Annotated in this window: 18 protein-coding genes, 1 pseudogene and 1 riboswitch; of the genes and pseudogenes, 8 read left to right on the top strand and 11 right to left on the bottom strand. The window is 63.9% G+C overall.

From position 1 onward, the window contains the following. Positions 1 to 36 precede the first annotated feature (36 nt). Both ACF0H6_RS10590 and ACF0H6_RS10595 read left to right on the top strand, forming a co-directional pair. A complete protein-coding gene (locus ACF0H6_RS10590) occupies positions 37 to 1,689 on the top strand; it encodes an MDR family MFS transporter (protein WP_395249559.1) in 1,653 nt (550 codons plus the stop codon). 263 nt (positions 1,690 to 1,952) lie between these two features. Next, a complete protein-coding gene (locus tag ACF0H6_RS10595; protein ID WP_395249560.1) occupies positions 1,953 to 3,413 on the top strand; it encodes a sugar porter family MFS transporter in 1,461 nt (486 codons plus the stop codon). A 45-nt stretch (positions 3,414 to 3,458) separates the two neighbouring features. Here the strand turns inward: ACF0H6_RS10595 and ACF0H6_RS10600 are convergent, their stop codons facing one another. The 5 genes from ACF0H6_RS10600 to ACF0H6_RS10620 all read right to left on the bottom strand — a co-directional run bounded on the left by ACF0H6_RS10600 (position 3,459) and on the right by ACF0H6_RS10620 (position 9,252). Continuing rightward, positions 3,459 to 4,685 carry an MFS transporter gene (locus ACF0H6_RS10600; RefSeq protein ID WP_395249561.1) on the bottom strand — a complete coding sequence of 409 codons (1,227 nt, stop codon included), beginning with the start codon at positions 4,683 to 4,685 and terminating at the stop codon, positions 3,459 to 3,461. 41 nt (positions 4,686 to 4,726) lie between these two features. Further along, complete coding sequence (locus ACF0H6_RS10605) at positions 4,727 to 5,173, bottom strand: MarR family winged helix-turn-helix transcriptional regulator (RefSeq protein WP_395249562.1); 447 nt, start codon at positions 5,171 to 5,173, stop codon at positions 4,727 to 4,729. Between the two features lie 120 nt (positions 5,174 to 5,293). Continuing rightward, positions 5,294 to 6,442, bottom strand: a complete 1,149-nt coding sequence (locus tag ACF0H6_RS10610) for a mannitol-1-phosphate 5-dehydrogenase (protein ID WP_395249563.1) — start codon at positions 6,440 to 6,442, stop codon at positions 5,294 to 5,296. Beyond that, positions 6,442 to 8,445: a PTS mannitol transporter subunit IICBA gene (locus ACF0H6_RS10615; RefSeq protein WP_395249564.1), complete on the bottom strand. Its 2,004-nt coding sequence runs from the start codon at positions 8,443 to 8,445 to the stop codon at positions 6,442 to 6,444. Before ACF0H6_RS10615 ends, ACF0H6_RS10610 begins: the two co-directional genes overlap by 1 nt. Before the next feature lie 84 nt (positions 8,446 to 8,529). Then, positions 8,530 to 9,252, bottom strand: a complete 723-nt coding sequence (locus ACF0H6_RS10620) for a TetR/AcrR family transcriptional regulator (protein WP_395249565.1) — start codon at positions 9,250 to 9,252, stop codon at positions 8,530 to 8,532. 117 nt (positions 9,253 to 9,369) lie between these two features. Between ACF0H6_RS10620 and ptsP the strand changes: the two genes are divergently transcribed. Together ptsP and ACF0H6_RS10630 are read left to right on the top strand one after the other, a co-directional pair. After that, positions 9,370 to 11,055 carry a phosphoenolpyruvate--protein phosphotransferase gene (ptsP, locus tag ACF0H6_RS10625; protein WP_395249566.1) on the top strand — a complete coding sequence of 562 codons (1,686 nt, stop codon included), beginning with the start codon at positions 9,370 to 9,372 and terminating at the stop codon, positions 11,053 to 11,055. A gap of 36 nt (positions 11,056 to 11,091) precedes the next feature. Beyond that, on the top strand, positions 11,092 to 11,364 hold the full coding sequence (locus ACF0H6_RS10630; RefSeq protein WP_395249567.1) for an HPr family phosphocarrier protein: 273 nt from the start codon (positions 11,092 to 11,094) through the stop codon (positions 11,362 to 11,364). Between the two features lie 292 nt (positions 11,365 to 11,656). Here ACF0H6_RS10630 and ACF0H6_RS10635 read toward each other — a convergent pair whose 3' ends face one another. Next, on the bottom strand, positions 11,657 to 12,901 hold the full coding sequence (locus ACF0H6_RS10635) for an acyl-CoA dehydrogenase family protein (RefSeq protein WP_395249568.1): 1,245 nt from the start codon (positions 12,899 to 12,901) through the stop codon (positions 11,657 to 11,659). 164 nt (positions 12,902 to 13,065) lie between these two features. Between ACF0H6_RS10635 and ACF0H6_RS10640 the strand changes: the two genes are divergently transcribed. Continuing rightward, a complete protein-coding gene (locus tag ACF0H6_RS10640) occupies positions 13,066 to 13,188 on the top strand; it encodes a hypothetical protein (protein WP_395249958.1) in 123 nt (40 codons plus the stop codon). A 583-nt stretch (positions 13,189 to 13,771) separates the two neighbouring features. Here ACF0H6_RS10640 and ACF0H6_RS10645 read toward each other — a convergent pair. Further along, positions 13,772 to 13,885 (bottom strand): annotated as a pseudogene (locus ACF0H6_RS10645) (TetR family transcriptional regulator); the annotation flags it as partial. A 60-nt stretch (positions 13,886 to 13,945) separates the two neighbouring features. Between ACF0H6_RS10645 and ACF0H6_RS10650 the strand changes: the two are divergent. From ACF0H6_RS10650 to ACF0H6_RS10660, 3 genes are all read left to right on the top strand, one after another. Beyond that, entirely contained in the window at positions 13,946 to 14,344 is a 399-nt protein-coding gene (locus ACF0H6_RS10650; protein WP_395249569.1) for a helix-turn-helix domain-containing protein, read from the top strand. Next, entirely contained in the window at positions 14,341 to 15,135 is a 795-nt protein-coding gene (locus ACF0H6_RS10655) for an alpha/beta fold hydrolase (protein WP_395249930.1), read from the top strand. The genes ACF0H6_RS10650 and ACF0H6_RS10655 overlap by 4 nt, the downstream gene beginning before the upstream one ends. Positions 15,136 to 15,260: 125 nt before the next feature. Then, positions 15,261 to 15,488, top strand: coding sequence for a DUF6480 family protein (locus tag ACF0H6_RS10660; RefSeq protein ID WP_395249570.1), 228 nt, complete (start codon positions 15,261 to 15,263; stop codon positions 15,486 to 15,488). Between the two features lie 6 nt (positions 15,489 to 15,494). Here the strand turns inward: ACF0H6_RS10660 and ACF0H6_RS10665 are convergent, their stop codons facing one another. The 4 genes from ACF0H6_RS10665 to ACF0H6_RS10680 form a co-directional block, all read right to left on the bottom strand. Beyond that, a complete protein-coding gene (locus ACF0H6_RS10665) occupies positions 15,495 to 16,556 on the bottom strand; it encodes an ATP-dependent DNA ligase (RefSeq protein ID WP_395249571.1) in 1,062 nt (353 codons plus the stop codon). Positions 16,557 to 16,779: 223 nt separating this feature from the next. Then, positions 16,780 to 16,925: riboswitch (cyclic di-AMP (ydaO/yuaA leader) on the top strand. A 19-nt stretch (positions 16,926 to 16,944) separates the two neighbouring features. After that, positions 16,945 to 17,541 (bottom strand): hypothetical protein, encoded by a 597-nt coding sequence (locus tag ACF0H6_RS10670; RefSeq protein ID WP_395249572.1) that lies wholly within the window; start codon positions 17,539 to 17,541, stop codon positions 16,945 to 16,947. A 168-nt stretch (positions 17,542 to 17,709) separates the two neighbouring features. Further along, positions 17,710 to 17,856, bottom strand: coding sequence for a hypothetical protein (locus ACF0H6_RS10675; protein WP_395249573.1), 147 nt, complete (start codon positions 17,854 to 17,856; stop codon positions 17,710 to 17,712). A 204-nt stretch (positions 17,857 to 18,060) separates the two neighbouring features. Next, the gene (locus ACF0H6_RS10680) at positions 18,061 to 19,275 is read right to left on the bottom strand and encodes a PucR family transcriptional regulator (RefSeq protein ID WP_395249574.1); all 1,215 of its coding nucleotides are present in this window, start codon (positions 19,273 to 19,275) and stop codon (positions 18,061 to 18,063) included. Positions 19,276 to 19,400 lie beyond the last annotated feature (125 nt).

Raw genomic sequence — 19,400 nt, forward strand, 5'->3', positions numbered from 1 at the left:
CTTAATCCCCCCTTTTCATCCACCTTTGGAGAAGCAATGTCCAACGCCACGCCTGTGCGGGCCGCCGGAGAGGTCCTGACACACCGTCAGACGCTCACTGTCATGGTGGGCCTCATGCTCGGCATGTTCCTGTCCTCCTTGGACCAGACCATCGTGTCCACGTCCATTTACACCATCGCCAACGACCTCGATGGCCTGTCCCTGCAGGCGTGGGCCACCACGGCCTACCTCATCACCTCCACGGTGACCACCCCGCTCTACGGCAAGCTCAGCGACATCTTCGGGCGCCGCCCGCTGTACCTGGCAGCGATCCTGATCTTCCTCGCCGGCTCCCTGTACGCCGGTTCCGTGCATTCCATGACCGAGCTCGCCATCGCCCGCGGCATCCAGGGTATGGGCGCCGGCGGTCTGCTGGCCCTCGCGCTGACCATCATCGGCGACATCGTTGCCCTGAAGGACCGTGCCAAGTACCAGGGCTACTTCATGTCTGTCTTTGGCGTTTCCTCGGTCCTCGGCCCCGTGGTCGGCGGTGCTTTCGCAGGCTCGGCCAACATCCTTGGCTTCGACGGCTGGCGCTGGGTCTTCTTCATCAACCTGCCCATAGGCCTGGCTGCACTGGCTGTGGTGTTCTTCTACCTGCACCTGCCCGCGAAGCACGTCAAGCAGAAGATCGACTACTGGGGCGCAGCAGCCATTACGCTGGCAATCGTCCCGCTGTTGCTCGTGGCCGAACAAGGCCGCAGCTGGGGCTGGACCTCCGGCAACTCGTGGATCTGCTACGGGCTTGGCGTCATCGGCATCATCGCGTTCCTGTTGGTTGAGCGGCGCGCCGGCGACTACGCCCTGATCCCCCTGCGGCTCTTCAGGAACATGACCTTCGGTTTGTCTTCCCTGCTGAACTTCATCATCGGTATCGGCATGTTCGGGGCCATCGCGATGCTCCCGATGTACCTCCAGCTGGTCAAGGGCCTCACCCCCACCGAGGCGGGCCTCATGATGATCACCTTCACGGTGGGCATCCTCTTCGGTTCCATTTCGGCGGGACGCACCATCTCGTCGTCGGGCGTCTTCCGGATCTTCCCGATCCTCGGTACGGGCATCCTGACCGCGGCCGCCGTCGTCATGGGCCTGACCCTCGGCGTGGACACCGGACTCTGGGTTCCCGGCCTGATCGCCGTATTCTTCGGCATGGGCCTCGGCTTCTGCATGCAGCCCCTCACTTTGGCCATGCAGGTCTCCGTGCCGTCGAAGGACATGGGTGTGGGCACGTCCACCGCGGCGTTCTTCCGTTCCATGGGCGGAGCCGTGGGAACCGCAGTGTTCATCTCGTTGCTCTTCAGCCTGGCCGCCGACAAGATCGCCTCGGGCATGAAGGACGCGATGGGCAGCGCGGATTACCTCAAGGTGCTCAAGGATCCTGCGGTTGCCGCGGATCCCGCCAACGCCAAGCTGTACGCCTTCTTCAAGAACGGCGCCACGAACGATTCGTTGAACGACACCAGCTGGCTGCACCACGCCAACCCTGCGCTCACACGGCCCATCCTTGAAGGCTTCGCGCAGTCGATCGACACCGTGATGCTGATCGCCGCGGCGCTTACGGGCCTCGCGTTCCTCATCACTTTCGCTTTGCCGAACAAGAAACTCACGGATCCGAAGACCGCAGCGAAGGAATCCGTTTCCGCGCACTAGGTTCCATCTCTTCGACCACGTCACGGCAGGCAGTCTTTTGGACTGCCTGCCGTTGTCGTTTCCAGCGCCAACCCGGGAAAGCGTCCGACGGCGGCGCGAAAGTCTGCGCGGCGTGACACGTCCGGTGCGGGTGGCCGCGTTGACTGGAAGTCACGCTGGCAGCGTGCCAAACTGTGTAGCTTGAGTGCACCGGCGTCCCCGTCGGATCAGCTGCCGACGATGACCGCGCCGCACAGTCCATTACGTTTCCTCAAGGGAGAGCCATGCCCGATTCCAGCTCCGATCGCCATTCCGGCGTCCCCCGCAAGGTCATTGGACTCGCCGTTGCGGGCGCCGTAGGCGGGTTCCTCTTTGGGTTTGATTCATCCGTGGTCAACGGCGCCGTCGACGCGATGAAGGACGAATTCATGCTGAGCGAAGCCATCACGGGCTTCGCGGTAGCGGTCGCATTGCTCGGTTGCGCGGCTGGAGCCTACCTCGCGGGGAAAGTGGCCGACCGCTTCGGCCGCATCCCCGCCATGAAGCTTGGAGCCGCCCTCTTCCTGGTGAGTTCCATCGGCACTGGCTTGGCTTTCAGCATCTGGGACCTGGTTTTCTGGCGGTTGGTGGGCGGCTTGGGGATCGGCCTTGCTTCGGTGATCGCGCCCGCCTACATCTCGGAAATTTCGCCTCGCCAGATCCGCGGACGGCTCGCATCGCTGCAGCAACTCGCCATCACTACAGGTATTTTCGCGGCCTTGTTGTCCGACGCCGTGCTCGCGACTTCCGCTGGGAGCGCCCACCACGCACTGTGGTTGGGTATTGAAGCGTGGCGCTGGATGTTCATTGCCTGCGCCGTGCCCGCCGCGGTCTACGGCGTGATCGCCTTCCGCCTGCCGGAATCCCCGCACTTCCTGGTCCTCAACGGCAAGGAAGACGACGCGCGAATGATCTTCGACAACCTGATGCCCGGCGACGATACCGAACGCCACATCCGCGACATCCGCGACTCCATCCAGGAGGACAAGCTCTCCACCAAGAAGGGCTCCTTGCGGGGCAAAGCCTTTGGCCTCCAACCCGTGGTGTGGATTGGCATTATCCTGTCCGTGCTGCAGCAATTCGTCGGCATCAACGTGATCTTCTACTACTCCACCACTCTGTGGAAGGCAGTCGGATTCCAGGAGCAAGACTCTCTGGCCATCTCCGTCGTAACCTCCATCACCAACATTCTGGTTACCCTGGTGGCCATCGCCCTGGTGGACCGCATCGGCCGCCGGCCCATCCTCCTGGCTGGCTCCATCGGAATGGCGGTGTCCCTGGGAGCCATGGCGCTGGCCTTCGCTTCCGCCACCGGTAGCGGTTCAGCAGTGACCTTGACCGGTGCTTGGGGTCCGGTGGCCCTCGTTGCCGCCAACGTGTTCGTGGTCAGCTTCGGCGCCTCGTGGGGGCCCCTGGTGTGGGTGCTGCTGGGCGAAATCTTCCCCTCACGCATCCGCGCCCGCGCCCTGGGACTGGCCGCCGCGGCCCAGTGGATCGCCAACTTCGCCATTACACTCAGCTTCCCCGTCATGGCGGCGGGTTCGCTCCCGCTGACTTACGGCATGTACGCACTGTTCGCCGCGTCGTCGTTCTTCTTCGTCATGTTCAAGGTTCCCGAGACAAACGGCATGTCCCTCGAGCAGGCCGAGACCCTGTTCGTCCCGAAGGGCTCGAAGCCCGCCGAGCTCGCCGTTCCACCCGAGTAGCGTGGGCTTCGCGCACCCAAGTAATCCCCACCGCCACCCTCGGGGCTACACGAGGTGCGGTTCGTGCGACTTCAGGAAGCGGCGGCCGCCCACGGCCACGAGGATCGCGACAGCCAAGGCAAGCGCCGCAGCGAAGAACGGTACCTGAGGACCGAAGTGCTCGCCCAGCTGGGCTGCGACGAACGGAGCCAGCGCCCCGCCCATCCAACGCACAAAGTTGTAGCCGGACGAGGCCACGGGACGCGGTGAGTCGGAAACTTCCATGGCCAGTTCGGTGTAGAGCGTGTTGTTGATGCCCAGTAGGGCGCCGGCCACAATGACCAGTACGACGACGGCAGTCACCGAGTGCCCCGCGGCAAGTCCCAGCCCGGCAAGGTCCAGCATGAGGGCACCTAGGGTGCCAACCAGAACATTGGTGGTGCCGAAGCGACGCTGCAGCACCGGCGCTACGAAGACCGAGAAGACAGCCACGGCAACGCCCCAGCCGAAGAACACGGTACCGATACCGTAGGCATCCATCCCCAGGATGAAAGGCGTGAAGGCCAGGATGGTGAAGAAGCCGTAGTTGTAGAACAGGGCACTGGTCGCCGTCGTGCGGAGACCCTTGTGGCCGAGGGCGAGGAGCGGATCACGCAGCCGGGCTTTCTTGGCGGGAAGGGCGGTCTTGGGCAACATCACCATCAAAGCGATGAAGGAAACAGCCATGAGGACCGCGGTGCCGAAGAAGGGTGCACGCCACTGCCATCCACCCAGGAGTGCGCCGAGCAAAGGGCCGAGGGAAATGCCCAGGCCAAGCGCGGCTTCGTACAAAATGATCGCGGTTCCGGTTCCGCCGCTCGCGACGCCGACGATCACGGCGAGGGCAGTGGCCACGAAGAGTGCGTTGCCGAGACCCCAACCGGCGCGGAATCCGACCAGTTCACCCACGCTTCCGGACGTGCCTGACAACGAGGCGAACACCACGATCAGGGCCAGGCCGGTCATGAGCGTTTTCTTGCCGCCGATCCGCGAAGAGACGAACCCCGTCACGAGCATCGCCACAGCGGTCACCAGGAAATAGCTTGTGAAGAGCAAGGACACCTGGCTGGGGCTGGCCTGGAGGTTCTTGGCAATGGCCGGCAGGATCGGATCCACCAGTCCGATGCCCATGAAGGCGAAGACGGCAGCGATCGCCGTGGCCCACACAGCCTTGGGCTGCTTGAGGAACGAGGCTTTCTCGGCCTCGAGGGTTTCTTCCGCTGGCTGCAGTTGGTCTGCGAGCTGGCCTTTCATGGACTGTTCTCCTAGTTCTTGGGTTGTTCAGGTTTACTTGTTCAGTTCTGGACTGATTGGTTGATTTTGTCGAACACCGGAAGGGCAGCTTCGACGGCGTCGCGTTCCGCCTGGCTCAGCGTTCCGAGGAGGCCGGCGATGAATTCGTTGCGGCGGCGATCTGCGTTCTCGACGGCGGTACGTCCGGCCAGGGTCGCGGCGACGCGGACGGCGCGGGAGTCGTCCGGGTCTGCTTCGCGTTTGACCAGTCCGGCGCGGTCAAGCTTGATGATCTGCTCGGTGGCGCTAGGGACCTTGACCCCAAGGTTCCGGGCGATCCCCCCGACGCGGGCACCGCCGTCGAGCGCCATTTTGAGGACGCCGAGCTGCGCCGAGCTGAGCTGCTCTTCCAAATCAAGGCGGCGCATCACGTAGACGCTCTGCCGCAAAGCTTCGCGGAATGACTGGGCGAGGGCGAGGAGCGCATCGTCAGCTTGGTTGGGGTTCATATTTAGGTATCCTAACAGTTAGGATACCTAAATATCAAGAAACTGCAACGCGGGGTCACTTACGGCCCATATTCGGGGCCGGGATGGGCGCTAAGTGACCCCGCGTTGCAGAGGGGAAGCCTAGATCTCGGCCTTCCGGTCTTCGATCAGCTTCAGTACCTGCGGGAACAACGGGTGCGACGGCGGCAGTTCCGTGATGCGTTCGACGGCGTCGGCGGCATCCATTTCGGCGAGCATCCGGGCGAGTTCCACGGCTTCGTCGTCTGCTCCGTCATCGAAACGCAGGGCAGCCGACATCGCGTCGAGCAAGGCAACGGGAGTAACTCCGCGCTCGGCAAGTTCCGCGGCCGGGCCGATGAACCGTTCGTGCCGGCCCAACTTGCGGAGCGGAGCGCGGCCCACCCGGTTTACCGTGTCCGGCAGGTACGGGTTGGTGAAGCGGGACAGGATCTTCTGCACATAGGCTTCCTGCTCAGCCTCAACGAATCCATGTTTGGCCACGAGAAGCTGTTTGGTTTCTTCCAACACGGCCCGCACCCGGGCAGCCACGGAGGCATCGGCCATGGCGTCGGAGATCTTCTCCAAGCCGGCACCAAAGCCGAAGTACGCTGCCGAGGCGTGTCCGGTATTGACTGTGAACAGCTTCCGTTCGATGTACGGGCCAAGCTCGTCCACGAAGGTCGCTCCCGGGATCACGGGCGCCTCTCCCGCGAACGGAGTGCGATCAATGACCCATTCGTAAAAGGTCTCTACGGTGACGTCCAAACCCTGGCCGGGAGCTTGGTTGGGGACGATCCGGTCCACGGCGGTGTTGGCAAACACGGCCGCGGAGGAAAGGTGACCCGCGGCGCCGTCCCACGCGGCCTCCACTTCGGACCGCAGGAGATCCGTGGCGTTAATCGCGTTCTCGCACGCCATGACCTGGAGCGGGGCCAACGACGGCGAGCGGTTGGCGATGCCCCGCGCAATCACCGGCGCGACGAACTTGAGGATGTGCGGCCCGACAGCGGTGGTGACGAGGTCCGCCGTCGCGATTTCATCAACGACGGCGGCCTCCTCGGTGCCCGAATTCAGGGCCCGGAAACCGGAGACGGTCTTGACCGACGCATTTTCGCCGACTTCGTGGACCTCGTAGGAGGATGCGGCTGCAAGTTGGCTGATCAAGGCGTCCGCGACATCGGCGAACACCACCTCATATCCAGCCTCGTGCAGCAACAGGCCAACAAAGCCCCGTCCGATGTTTCCGGCCCCAAAATGGACTGCCTTCACTATGCATTGACCTTTCCGAACAGATCCAGCACTTCTTCCACCGACGTCGCCTGCTCAAGCTTGGCCACCTGTGCCTTGTCCGTGAAGACCTTGGCAATGGAGGAGAGGATGTGGAGATGCTCGTTGTTGATACCGGCGACGCCGACGACGAACTTGACCTGCTTGCCACCCCAGTCGATGCCCTCGGGATAGCGGACAATCGATACGCCGGAGTGCAGGATGTGGTCCTTCGCAGCATTGGTGCCGTGCGGGATAGCCAGGAAGCTGCCCATGTAGGTGGACACGGATTCCTCGCGCTCATGCATCGCGTGCACGTAGCCCACGTCCACGGAGCCGCGGTCCAGCAGGAGCTTGCCCGCCTCGTCGATGGCCGAGTCACGGTCCGTAGCGGTGCCGTTCAGGACCACGCTTTCGGCGAGCAGGACATCCTTGCCCTCGACGGCGGCGGCCGGGGCTCCGGCGTGCGCGCCGGCCGGCTCGGCTACCGCCGGCGAGCCGTCGGCAGAGCCGTCAGAACCGGTGCCCGAGTTGCTGCTCTTGACCAGTTCCACAATCTCCTCGTAACGGGGACTGTTCATGAAGTTGTCCACCGAGACGTGCACGGCGCTCGAAGTGGCCGGGCGGGCCCGCTCGGTCAGGTCCTGGTGCGTGACCACGACGTCGTAGGTGTCGCTGAGGTTGGCGATGGCCGAGTTGGTGACCTTGACCTCCGGGAAGCCGGCCGCCTTGATCTTGTTCCGCAACACTGAGGCGCCCATGGCGCTGGAACCCATACCGGCGTCGCAAGCGAAAACGATGTTCTGGATGGGCCGGGTCAGGACGGCGGTACCGCCACCGGAGCCCAGGAGCGCGGAGGAAACGGAGCTCTTCTTGCCCTTCATGTCTTCCATCTTGGCGGTTGCGTCGCCAAGATCGCCTTCGTCGCTGTGATGCGTGGTCCGAAGAATCAACGAGGAGACGAGGAACGATACCGTTGCCGCCAAGATGACCGACAAAATGACGCCTACATAGCTGTCGCGGGAGGTCTGGGCGAGCACCGCAAAGATAGATCCCGGTGCCGCCGGAGCCACGAGGCCGGAGTTGGTGACTGCAAGCGTCGCGATGCCTGTCATGCCTCCAGCGATAGCTCCGAGAATCAGCAGCGGGCGCATCAGGACATACGGGAAGTAGATCTCGTGGATCCCGCCAAGGAACTGGATGATCAAAGCGCCCGGCGCCGAGGCCTTCGCTGCCCCACGACCAAAGAACATGTAGGCGAGAAGAATTCCTGCACCCGGACCGGGGTTGGCCTCAAGCAGGAACAAGATGGACTTGCCCTGATCGAGCGACTGCTGGATGCCCAGCGGAGTCAGCACGCCGTGATTGATTGCATTGTTGAGGAAGAGAACCTTGGCGGGCTCGATGAAGATGCTGGTCAGCGGCAGGAGCCCATTGTGCACCAGGAACTGGACGAAATTGCCGGCCGCCGTACTGAAGGCCTGGACTACTGGGGAGATACCGAAGAAACCGAGCATGGCTAGCAGGGCGCCCCAAATGCCCGCTGAGAAGTTGTTCACCAGCATCTCGAAGCCGGGGCGGATCTTGCCTTCCCAGATGGCATCGATCTTCTTCATGGTCCACCCACCGAGAGGACCCATGATCATGGCACCGATGAACATCGGGATGCCGGCACCAACGATGACACCCATGGTGCCGATCGCCCCGACGACGCCGCCGCGCGCACCGTATACGTTCCTGCCGCCGGTGTAGGCGATGAGGAGCGGAAGGAGATAGGTGATCATGGGGCCCACAAGACCGATATTCGGCGCACCCTCGGCATTGTTGCCGAAGCCACCGAGTTCAGCGACGGGCAGCCAGCCAGTCTTGATGAACAGGGCCGTTATGATGCCCCATGCGATGAAGGCCCCGATGTTGGGCATGATCATGCCCGAAAGGAAAGTTCCGAACTTTTGGACACCAACGCGCAGGCTGGTGCGCGGCTTCGCAACGGACGCTGTTGCCATGTGTGAATTCCTAACGTGAGTCCCGCAGCTGTGCGGGATCAGTCGATACCTACCTCAAGCGATATTTACCCAAGAGGCACAGCTCTAGGAGCTGCTGGAAATTCGGTGAAGCCATTCAAGGAAAAGCTTCAACTCCGAACTGGATAGCTGGTCTGAATGCGAGGCTTGGAGCGCCGCATTCAGCGCGATTGCCGCAACAACAACGGACGACCTGCCGGAGTCGTCTGCTGCGGCGCCACGGGCTGTTTCCGTGGACACGGCGAAAATCATGGAATCCCGGGTCATGGTGGAAAGTTCGAGATTCCGGTCTTCCAGAGGCTCTGCAATGAGCATGAGCGTGACACCCACATTGGCGGCCAGGATGCTTCTGGCCGCCTCACGCGGAGGTACGTTGATCTGCCCGGCAATGGCCGCCTTGCCCAGCATTTCTTCCAGGAGCGACTCGGCATCAGCCACGATGGCCGGCCTGCTTTCCGGACGAATGTTGCCGAACATCACTAAGTAGAGGTGCGGTTGAGTGAGTCCGAACTGGACGTGGTTATCCCACATCCGGCGGACATCCTCCAGGGGTTCCCCAGAGGGTGCGAAGTCCCGCTCTCCCGCCACGTACTCCTCGAAGCCGGCTGCAACGACGGCGTCGAACAGCCCCTCCTTGTCGCCAAAGTGGTGGTAGAGCGTGGGCGCCGTGACTCCGGCAAGTTTGGTGATTTGGCGCGTTGAGACCGGTGACCCGTCAGAATTCGCCAGCAACTCGGCAGCTGCACGGAGCAGCCGAGTTTTGGGCGGAAGCTGGTCATCGAAACTCATAGCCGCTACCCTAGCACCTATAGCAACGCTATATGAAGTGAGTCACAGGAGATTTTTTCGGACCTTGAGGCACCGCAGCCCCCGGGTCCGCTCCAAGAGCAGGAACAGAGGATTTCGGTGCAGAATTTCCAAGGAGTAGGCGTCAGCCCGGGCCGCGTCATCGGCACTATTCGTCAGATGCCCAAGCCAGTCAGCGAACCGCCGTCGGGCGAGCAGCTTGCCGCTTCCGTGACGGCGGAAGAGGCCGTCGCCGGGTTGAAAACCGCGGCCCAATCCGTCCACGACGAACTCAAAGCACGTGCGGACAGAGCCAGTGGGGACGGCAAGGCCGTGCTGGAAGCCACCGCACTGATGGCCAAGGACACGATGCTCCTGAAATCGGCTACCAAGCTCATCAACAACGGAAGCTCCGCCGAACGCGCCATTTGGGAAGCCGGCGCCTCGGTCTCGGAAATGCTCCACAACCTCGGCGGGTACATGGCCGAGCGCGCCACCGACGTCCTGGACGTCCGCGCCCGGATCGTCGCCGAACTCCGCGGTGTCCCGGCCCCTGGGATCCCGGCGTCGGACACCCCGTTCATTCTGGTCGCGGAAGACCTGGCCCCCGCCGACACCGCAACGTTGGACCCCGCCGTCGTGACAGCACTGGTCACCTCGGGCGGCGGACCGCAGTCCCATACCGCGATCATCGCGCGTTCGCTCGGCCTGCCCGCCGTGGTCGCCGCGCGCGGAGTAGACGAAATCCCGGACGGCGCCGAAGTTTATGTGGACGGCGCAGCCGGTTCCCTCACCGTTGAACCGTCCGAAGAGCAGCGCGCTGCAACCCTCGCGTGGGCCGAGAACGCCGCCACACTGGCTGTTTTCGACGGAAACGGTACGACGGCGGATGGCCACTTGGTCCCGCTTCTCGCCAACGTGGGCGGGGCCAGGGACGCTGCCGCGGCCGCCGCGCTGGGCGCCCAAGGCGTTGGTCTGTTCCGCACCGAATTCTGCTTCCTGGAACGGGATACCGAACCTACGGTGCTGGAACAGGCCGCTGCATACAGGGGCGTGTTCGACGCCTTCCCGGGCAAGAAAGTGGTGCTCCGGACGCTCGACGCCGGCGCCGACAAGCCCCTCCCCTTCCTCACCGATGCCACCGAACCCAACCCTGCACTCGGGGTGCGCGGCTACCGCACCGATTTCACCACGCCCGGTGTTTTGGAGCGCCAACTCGAGGCAATCGCCATAGCGGCCAGCGAAACCGAAGCCGAGGTGTGGGTCATGGCACCCATGATCTCGACGCCGGCCGAGGCCGCCCGATTCGCCTCGCTGTGCGAAGCCGCAAAAATCAAAACCTCCGGCGTCATGGTTGAGGTTCCGTCGGCCGCACTGACCTCGGCCGCGGTCCTGCGCCACGTGGGCTTCGCATCCTTGGGCACCAACGATCTCACCCAGTACGCCATGGCCGCCGACCGGCAGCTCGGCCCGCTCGCCGAACTCAACACGCCGTGGCAGCCTGCTGTCTTGCGCCTCGTTCAGCTGACGGTCGCCGGCTCGGCTGAGGAAGGCCACGGCAAACCCGTTGGCGTCTGCGGTGAGGCGGCCGCGGACCCGGCCCTCGCCGTCGTCCTCGTTGGCCTGGGTGTGACCACTCTGTCCATGACCGCCCGGTCTCTGGCCGCCGTCGGAACCGTTCTCAAGACGGTCACCCTCGAGCAGGCGCAGGAGCTTGCCCGTTTGGCTCTCAGCGCACCCGAAGCACTGGACGCCAAGGCTTGGGTTCGCGCCAAGCTGCCGATTCTCGAGGAACTCGGGCTCTAAGCCCGGCCAACCCCTACCCGAACACAAGGAGAAACAATGCCCGAACGCACCGCCACCATCGCCAGCCGCTCCGGATTGCACGCCCGTCCGGCGGCTATTTTCGCGGAAGCCGCAGGGGAATCCCCGGTTGACGTGACGATCGCGATGGCCGGAACGCCTGCCGAAGACGCACTTGACGCCGCCAGCATCCTTTCGCTCATGACGCTTGGTGCGGCGAAAGGCGACGTCGTAGTGCTTCGGGCCGAAGGCGACGGGGCCGACTTGGATTCGCTCGTGACGCTGTTGGAAACGGATCTCGACGCCGCATAGCTGGCGCTCTTCAGAAGCCCGATGTGCCCGTGGAGTTGTATGCCTTCGGAACTGTGGCCGGCCGCAAAACAGCCGGCCACAGCATCCCAGGGTCTCTACCGGGAAAGACGCGCCATCAGTAACTGGGGGACCGCGATGGCGCGCTGTCCAAAATGCCTAGGCCTTCCGCTGACGCTGTGCGCCGGCAGTTAGTCCTTGGAGCTTTGTACAACTATGAGTGGAATGTGGCGCTGAATCGTGACGCGGATATTGGATTTTTCCTGCAGCACGGGTTCAAAAGTGAGCGAACGTCTTAGGCGAAGGCGGAGATGCCTGTGATCGACCGGCCGATGATCAGCGCTTGGACGGTCTCCGTGCCTTCGTAAGTGTGGATGCCCTCGATATCGGCGAAGTGACGGGCAACCCGGTTGGACAACAAGATGCCATTTCCGCCCAACAGGTCCCGCGCATTGGAAGCGATACTGCGCGCCGTCCGGGTGCAGGTGAATTTGGCGAGCGCCGCCTGCGCGGGGGTCAGCACGCCTTCTTCGTCCAGCCGGGTCATCTGCATGACCATAAGTTGCATCGTGGCGAGCTCGGAGTGCATGCGGGCAAGACGTTCCTGCACAATCTGGGAAGCGGCCAGCGGGCGGCCGAACTGCCGGCGCTGGGCTGCGTACTGCACGGCGGCCTCGTAGCAAGCCGTTGCATGCCCGACGGCGGACCACGCAACTCCCAGCCGGGTCGCCAAAAGGACACGCGCCGTGTCCTTGAAACTCCGGGCCCCCGGAAGCATGTTTTCCTCGGGGACGAAGACATTCTCAAGACGGATGTGCGCTTGCCAGATGGCCCGCAGGGACAGCTTGCCCTCGATGGTCGTGGCCGAGTAGCCGGGGGAATCCTGCGGGACCAGGTACCCATGGACATGTCCGTCATCGGCTCGGGCCCAGACCACCGTGAGGCCGCCGATCGAGCCGTTGCCGATCCACTTCTTTTCGCCATTGAGGACAAAGCCACCCTCAACCGCGGTGGCCGTCGTTTCGAGTCCTACAGAGTCGGAGCCGTGCGCCGGTTCGGTCAAGGCAAAGGCGCCATACTCCTCAGCTCGGGAAAGCACGGGAAGCCAGCGGGCCTGCTGCTCAGGGGAACCGCATTCGGCCACGGAACGCAAAGCCAATCCACCCTGGACTGCGACAACCGTACCTATGGAGCCATCCCCGCGGCTCAGTTCCATCGTGACCAAACCAGCGGCCGTCTTGCTCATGGCCGGGAATCCGTCGACGTCGATTCCATCGCGCAACAGATCAAGTTCACCGAGGCGTTTAACCAGGCGCAGCGGATACTCTGCGCGCTCCCAGTAACCCGCGATGACAGGGAGCACTTCGTCCTGGACAAAGGTCCGCGCACGCTCCCAGTAAGCGCGGTCTTCGCCACTGATGTCCTTGAAAACCGAGGCGGGATCCGGATCCAGGGCTTCGTTCAGGACATATTCGGGCTCCATGGTGCCCGCCGGGAAAACAGCAGCCAGCTCTTCTGACAAGTTGTCGGACGTCGTCATGCGGGAATCCTCGCTCGGGGTCGTGACTGTGCGACTCCCAGCATGCGCTGACACTCAGTTTCATGTCAAGAAACTCGGTGTCATCGATACATTCTGCTGGATCATTCCACGCCACCCTCACGCGGCGCCGCGAAAACACGGGGATCTTGAGATTAGACACGCGAATGATCCAGCAGAATCTCCGCGCCCTCGGCAAGATGGGGCTACGACAAGGCCAGAAGGAGCTAAGCCAGGGCGTCCCGGACGGCTTGGAGGATCTGGTCTTTGCCTGCTCCCGGGTCCAGTGACGGTCACAACGACGGCGGGCCGGCCACTTTCCGGACGAGGCTCACCGGCCGCCGCACTACCCGCCACCACGGCTGAAGCACTGGCGAAAGTGCGGGCCAATGCATCCAATTCACGCCCGAGCCGTGCGGCCAGCCCTTCGGCTTCAGCTTCCCGGGCATCACGCTCGACACCCGTGACCCGTTCGCCGGCAGAAACCGCCCGCAGCCATTGGCGCAGGACGCTGTTGTGCACCGCAACTACCGATGCAGCAAAGGCCATGGAAGTGACCTCCCGGCTTTCGCCCTCGGGCAGCACGGAAAAAAGATGATTCCGAAAAGCCCGCTGATAACGATGCGTCATGACGAGCTCGCGATCACGAAGAGCGGGCACCTGATGCAAGAGCTCGTAGCGCGCCAGGGAGGTTTTCCGATTGCCTACATGGTGGTCAAAGACCAGGAGGGCCGCATCCACAACGGCACCCAACGGATCCGCCGTCGTGCGCGAAAGCAGCTCCTGAACTCGGGTGAGAATCCGGTCGTGATCAGCGAAAACGATGTCCTCTTTGGAACCGAACTTGCGGAAAAATGTACTGCGACTGACGCCGGCGGCGTTGGCGAGATCGTCCACGGAGGTCGCGTCGTAGCCTTGCCGCACCAGCAGCTCGATCGCCGCCGCCACAGCGGGGCCGGGATCCGGATTGGCGGGGTAGTTGACCATAGGCGTGAATCTAACACGACGGCGTAACCACGCAGCCTCGAGCGCGGCTAGGCTTCTGCCATGGCATTGATAGCTCCCCGCGTGACGCCGGGCTTGGCCGCGGACGACGCCCGGAACCTGGCGCGCTCACTCCAGGACAGCAACGACATCACCGTCTTTGTGGACGGCACGGTCCACCGGCTGCCGGATGAGGCGAGGGACGCCGTCGTCGACCTCCTCGGCCGGCTGAGCCGCGGCGAAGCGGTGACCGTAAGCAGCGTGGAGGAAATGCTTACGACGTCGAGGGCTGCCGAACTCGCGGGAATCTCGCACACCTACCTGCGCAACATGACGGACCGCGGCGAAATCCCGGTCGAATACCGCGGCACGCACCGCCGCATCAGGCTCGCGGATATCATGGCGTGGTTGGAAACCCAGAAGCATAACGAGGACGACGGGCGGGAGGTTGTTCCGAGCTGAGAAAGTTGTTTTCGACTGAGGTGGAGGCCTTCGGGCTGAGGGGGCGGATCTGGACCGCGCATTACGGCCCGGCGCACAGCCGCGTCACGCCGAGCCAATTACGGGCCGGGCCGGCCTACGTACTGCTCCACGGAATCGGCGTTTCGCATAGGTACCTCGCGCGGCTCCATGCCGTGCTCGACGCCTCGGGGCCAACGTATTCCCTCGACCTCCCGGGATTCGGGGGCACGCCCAAACCCGAACGCCGGCTCAGCGTCGCCGACTACGGAGCTTTCATCGCCGCGGTCCTCAAATCCCGCGGGATCGACTCCTACTACCTCGTGGGCCATTCAATGGGCGTGCAGTTCTCCATCGAAACAGCTTTGCACGCGCCCGATGCGGTCCTCGGGCTGGTGCTCATGGGACCGGTGGTGGATTCCCGGCACAAGAACGTCGGGCGGCAGTCGCTCGCGCTGGCCATCGACGGACTGTTTCACGAAAGCCCGTCATCCAATTGGATCGTACTCACGGATTACCTGCGCTGCGGGATCCGCTGGTACCTGACCGAGTTGCCAGTCATGATGGCCTACCCCACCATGGAGCGCGTGGCGCACCTCCAGGTCCCGGTGCTGGTGCTGCGCGGCGACCGTGACCCCGTGGCTGGTTCCGACTGGTCGCTCAGGCTGTCCCGAGCCGCGGCAGAGGGCCGCCTTTCAGAAATACCGGGGTGCGGCCACGTCGTCCAGCACCTCCGGCCGAAGGCCGTGGCTGATGCCATCAAGAGCTTCGTTTCGCCGGTCACGCAGGCCTAATTCCCGTCCTTCCGGCGCTCACGACGGCGGAACTTGCCCGCGGTCTCCCTGTTGCCTCACTCCCGCCCCCGGGACTACGCTGGCCGGACGGCCCAAATACTAAGTGTGCTTAGGAAAGGAGTGCCATGACCAGCTATGACCCCGAGGACGATCCCCAGACGTACGGAGCGCCCGGTGCTGACGAACCTGGAGACGCGAGGGAGGGAGGCAAGCGAGAAGATCCCGCGGCCTCCGCGAACCCCGATCCGCTTAGCGGAAACATCACGGGACTGGAGCCCGGCGGCGGTGTACCGCCCGGCGAAACACCACCTGCCGAGGACCAGATGAGCACAGACCAAGGGCACGAAGAATAGGGCGCATCAGCCTTCCAGTGGCAGGATCTCCCCAAGGTCGTAGTCGGCCGGCTCTTCCAGTTGAGCGTAAGTGCAGGTTTCCGGATCCCGGTCCGGCCGCCAACGCCGGAACTGGGTGGTGTGCCGGAACCGATCGCCCTCCATGTAGTCGTAGGCCACCTCGATAACGAGTTCGGGGCGCAGCGGCTCAAAGGACAGGTCCTTCCCAGCGCTCCACCGGCTCACCGCTCCCGGCTTCCTGGAACCAGCCGCCGCAGGATCGGCCCAGTTTCCCCACGGATGCTCGCTCAGCTCGGCGCGGTAGGGTTCGAGTTCGGCCACGAGGCTCTCGCGGCGCGCCATCGGAAACGACGCCACCACCCCCACATGTTGCAGGCGGCTTGAATCGTCGTACAGCCCGAGCAGCATCGACCCGATAACGTTGGCAGTTTTGTGCCAGCGGAAACCTGCCACCACGCAGTCTGCGGTCCGCTCGTGCTTGGTCTTGAACATGGTTCGCTTGCCGGGTTGGTAAAGGCCGTCAAGGGGCTTGGAAACGACGCCATCCAGGCCCGCGCCTTCGAGGAGTGTGAACCACTCCTGCGCCTTGCTGAGGTCCGTCACGGCCGGAGTGATGAAGACCGGATCCGCCGCCGCTTCAAGCGCACCCTCCAGCGTTGCGCGCCGTTCCGCGAAGGGGCGGTCCATCAGGTTGTCCTGGCCCAACGCGAGGATGTCGAAGGCGATCAACGATGCCGGGGTCTGCTCCGCGAGCATCCGCACCCGGCTGTCGGCGGGGTGTATCCGCTGCTGGAGTCCTTCGAAGTCCAGCCGGTTCTCCGAAATGAGGACGATCTCGCCGTCGATCACGCACTTCTCCGGAAGGTTCTTCCGCAATGCGTCCACGAGCTCGGGAAAATACCGGGTCATAGGCCGTTCGTTGCGGCTGCCGAGGACGATCTCGTCTCCGTCTTTGAAGACGATCGTCCTGAACCCGTCCCATTTGGGCTCGAAATGCCCCACATCGGGAATTGTAGGAACGGCTTTGGAGAGCATGGGCGCGATCGGAGGCATCACTGGCAGGTCCATAGGACTGGTTCTACCAACAGATCAGGTTCCAAAGCTAGTCTTCGGCCCCGGATACCTGATCCAGGGTGAGATACCAGCGCGCTCCGGCCCGGAACGATATATCGCAAAACCGGTCAGCCCGCCCGTTATTCAAATGTGACTTTGCATGCGGGCTGTTGTACCGTCGAGGGGCGACCCAGTCTCCAACCGGGCCGCTTCCGGGCTGACGCCGAGCTCTGCCGCAACCCGGAATCCGCCAGACCCGCGGCAGAGACGGGGGACCCAGAGTCTCCGGGCCTACTTCAGGCCCTTGGGGTGAAGCCGCCACGCGCGGCCGGACGGCCTCGTCCGAACCCGACAGCTAACCTCGAAGGCGTTGAGAGGCAATCACCATGTCCCCAACCATGGATCAGCCTCGCCGTGCCCAAGTGGCGGGCGAGAGCACCAAAGCAACCGGACGGCGTCGGGCCAAGGACAGCGAACCGTTCATCGCTGCACCGGCTTTTGAACCTTTGAGTTCGACGGCGGAACCCACCCCCGCGGCAACCCCGACGACGGCGGCGCCCACCACGCGCGCGGCCGCCCGAGCGGCCGAACGGAAGCGAGCTGCCCAAGCCAGCGAAACGGCGGCCATTCCGACCGTGACTGCTGTTGCCGCGACGGCTGCCGCGACGGCAGAACCAGCCAAAACCGAGAAGGCCGCCACAGCGGCACTTCCTGCGGCACCTCGTGCCGGCGTCGGTCCGGCGACGTTTACCGGTTCGTCGTTCAGTCGCGAACCACACGCCGTCCTCAAGAAAGCCGCCGCCGTCCGGACGATGAGCAACCGAATGGCAGTAGTGACAGGTGCCTTAGGCATCTTGTTGGCCGCCGGCTCCCTGGGCCAAGCCCTTGAGCTGCCCTTCTTCGGCCAGGAATCCGGCGCTCCTGCAACGGCGAGCACCTCCCCCAGCGATGCAGCATCACCTTCGGCAGCCACCCCAAGCCCCAAGTCCGGCCAGACCACCGCGGACCCTGCGCAACATTCGCCGCAAGGATCTGCCACCGTCCAACCGTCGAGTGTCCCGGCACCCTCGATCTCCCTCCAGGTCCCTGCAGTCCCGGTCCCCGCACTTCCGTCAGCGCTACCCCCAAGCCTCGCCCCGGTACCTGTTCCTTCCATCCCGGTTCCGCCTCAGCCCACACCGGCGCCCAGCCCGGGTCCGACCGGGCCAGCGACCCCCACCCCGACTCCACCCCAGACCAGCACGCCCTCTCCCGCGCCCACAGGTTCTTGGAAGCCACGGACCCCTGCCAGTCCTACGCCCACACCGCCGCCCATCCAACCAAGCGTAGATCTTGGATCGATTTTGGGCGCTGCAACCGGACTCTTGCCGTGAGACTGCATCGAACATCATCCGTCGAGTGGCACGGGCGATGCTGCGGCAACACCCGGACGCAGATGATTCAGCACCGCCCCGACCGCTGGCACTGCAGCCTTCGGTTGACGAAGTTGAACAAATAGCGGCGTCCGGTGCCAGCGGCTTCAAATCCGCGGGCGGCCCGCCCAGCGGCGCGCTTTGAGCGTTGCGTGGAGTTCGAGCCGGGTCGCGCCATTCAGCGGATCAGCACCGATCAGCTGGCGGATCCTCGCAAGCCGGTTGTAGATGCTGCTGCGATGCAAGTGCAGCTTCGCGGCCACGTCCTGCACTGCGCCGTCGCTGTCGTAGAGCAGTTCCAGCACCGGCAAGAGCTCTGAGTTCCGATCGGCGTCCTCGATCGATTGGAAAGCAGACGAACCGGAATCGTCCCAACCTCCGGGCGCCTGCAGCCGTTCGAACAATTGGTAGATTCCGGCCGAGCGGCTGTCCACGAGTTCGCCCAAAGGAGGATCGACGGCGGCAGCCTGGGCCGCGAGCTTCGACTGCCGGTATGCCCGGCCCAATTGGCGGATGACTGAAAACGACTCGCTGATGCCCAGAATGACGCGGTCCACCTTCCGGCCGGCGCGCTTGGCGAGTTCCAGCTGATAGTGGACAAGGACCTGGGCATGCTCTGCCCGTCCGCTGGTTTCGCGGAACAGCATCACCGAGTGCGTCTCCGTACCCGCGCTGAAAAGCACCGAGTCGACGCCGATGGTCGCCTGCAGCGCGGCGGAACGATGGGTCAGGGTGGCCGCGATCGGATCCGAGACGCCACCGCTGTCGTCGGCGTCGAGCACCGTGACCAGCTGCCACGGTCCCCGCCCTTGGATCTCCTTCCATCCCGCCACCGCCGCCACCGCATTGGATTCGCCCTGACATGCAGCCAGGAATTCCTGCTCACGGCGGCGGCGGAACTCCGACTCGGCCGTGTTGGAATCGAGCAGCAACCCCGCGAGGAGGTCCAACTCGTCCCGGACGCCCGGCAATTCGGCGAGTATCGCCGTCGCGGTCTGCTCGTCAAGGTCTTGCTGGACCCAGAGGTACCCGACGCGGAATCCGCGCACCAGCAGCGGGACGCAGACGCGTCCCACCATCCCGAGTTCCTCATTGGCGGGTACGACGACGGGACGCACCGCCGTAGCGATGCCGTGCGAGAGCTGCCACGCACTGACGTCCACCGGAACCCGCTTGCTCAGGAGGAAGTTCACCCGGACGCGGTCGGCGTGGGACTGGTTGGAACTGTAGGCGAGCAGGACGCCGTCGAGGTCTTCCAGGGAGAGGCCGCGGCCCAACTTGAGTGCGACATCCTCGACTATCTTCTCCACGTCCTGCTGCATGGAGAAAACACTACTTTGCCCCACGAACATCAGGCGACACCTGACGCTCTCAACATCGACAAATGTCGAGCCAGCGGAAGCAAAAAGCCTGAAATTCCGCGGGAGTCCTCAACGACGGACATCGC

It is taken from the genome of Arthrobacter sp. NA-172, assembly GCF_043952055.1.
Lineage (GTDB): Bacteria > Actinomycetota > Actinomycetes > Actinomycetales > Micrococcaceae > Arthrobacter.

Excerpts from the sequence above, each read along its gene's own strand:
- ACF0H6_RS10590 (WP_395249559.1), top strand. The coding sequence starts at position 37 with ATGTCCAACGCCACGCCTGTGCGGGCCGCCGGAGAGGTCCTGACACAC.
- ACF0H6_RS10595 (WP_395249560.1), top strand. The coding sequence starts at position 1,953 with ATGCCCGATTCCAGCTCCGATCGCCATTCCGGCGTCCCCCGCAAGGTC.
- ACF0H6_RS10600 (WP_395249561.1), bottom strand. The coding sequence starts at position 4,685 with ATGAAAGGCCAGCTCGCAGACCAACTGCAGCCAGCGGAAGAAACCCTC.
- ACF0H6_RS10605 (WP_395249562.1), bottom strand. The coding sequence starts at position 5,173 with ATGAACCCCAACCAAGCTGACGATGCGCTCCTCGCCCTCGCCCAGTCA.
- ACF0H6_RS10615 (WP_395249564.1), bottom strand. The coding sequence starts at position 8,445 with ATGGCAACAGCGTCCGTTGCGAAGCCGCGCACCAGCCTGCGCGTTGGT.
- ACF0H6_RS10620 (WP_395249565.1), bottom strand. The coding sequence starts at position 9,252 with ATGAGTTTCGATGACCAGCTTCCGCCCAAAACTCGGCTGCTCCGTGCA.
- ACF0H6_RS10630 (WP_395249567.1), top strand. The coding sequence starts at position 11,092 with ATGCCCGAACGCACCGCCACCATCGCCAGCCGCTCCGGATTGCACGCC.
- ACF0H6_RS10635 (WP_395249568.1), bottom strand. The coding sequence starts at position 12,901 with ATGACGACGTCCGACAACTTGTCAGAAGAGCTGGCTGCTGTTTTCCCG.
- ACF0H6_RS10640 (WP_395249958.1), top strand. The coding sequence starts at position 13,066 with ATGATCCAGCAGAATCTCCGCGCCCTCGGCAAGATGGGGCTACGACAA.
- ACF0H6_RS10650 (WP_395249569.1), top strand. The coding sequence starts at position 13,946 with ATGGCATTGATAGCTCCCCGCGTGACGCCGGGCTTGGCCGCGGACGAC.
- ACF0H6_RS10660 (WP_395249570.1), top strand. The coding sequence starts at position 15,261 with ATGACCAGCTATGACCCCGAGGACGATCCCCAGACGTACGGAGCGCCC.
- ACF0H6_RS10665 (WP_395249571.1), bottom strand. The coding sequence starts at position 16,556 with ATGGACCTGCCAGTGATGCCTCCGATCGCGCCCATGCTCTCCAAAGCC.
- ACF0H6_RS10675 (WP_395249573.1), bottom strand. The coding sequence starts at position 17,856 with ATGGGCGGCGGTGTGGGCGTAGGACTGGCAGGGGTCCGTGGCTTCCAA.
- ACF0H6_RS10680 (WP_395249574.1), bottom strand. The coding sequence starts at position 19,275 with ATGCAGCAGGACGTGGAGAAGATAGTCGAGGATGTCGCACTCAAGTTG.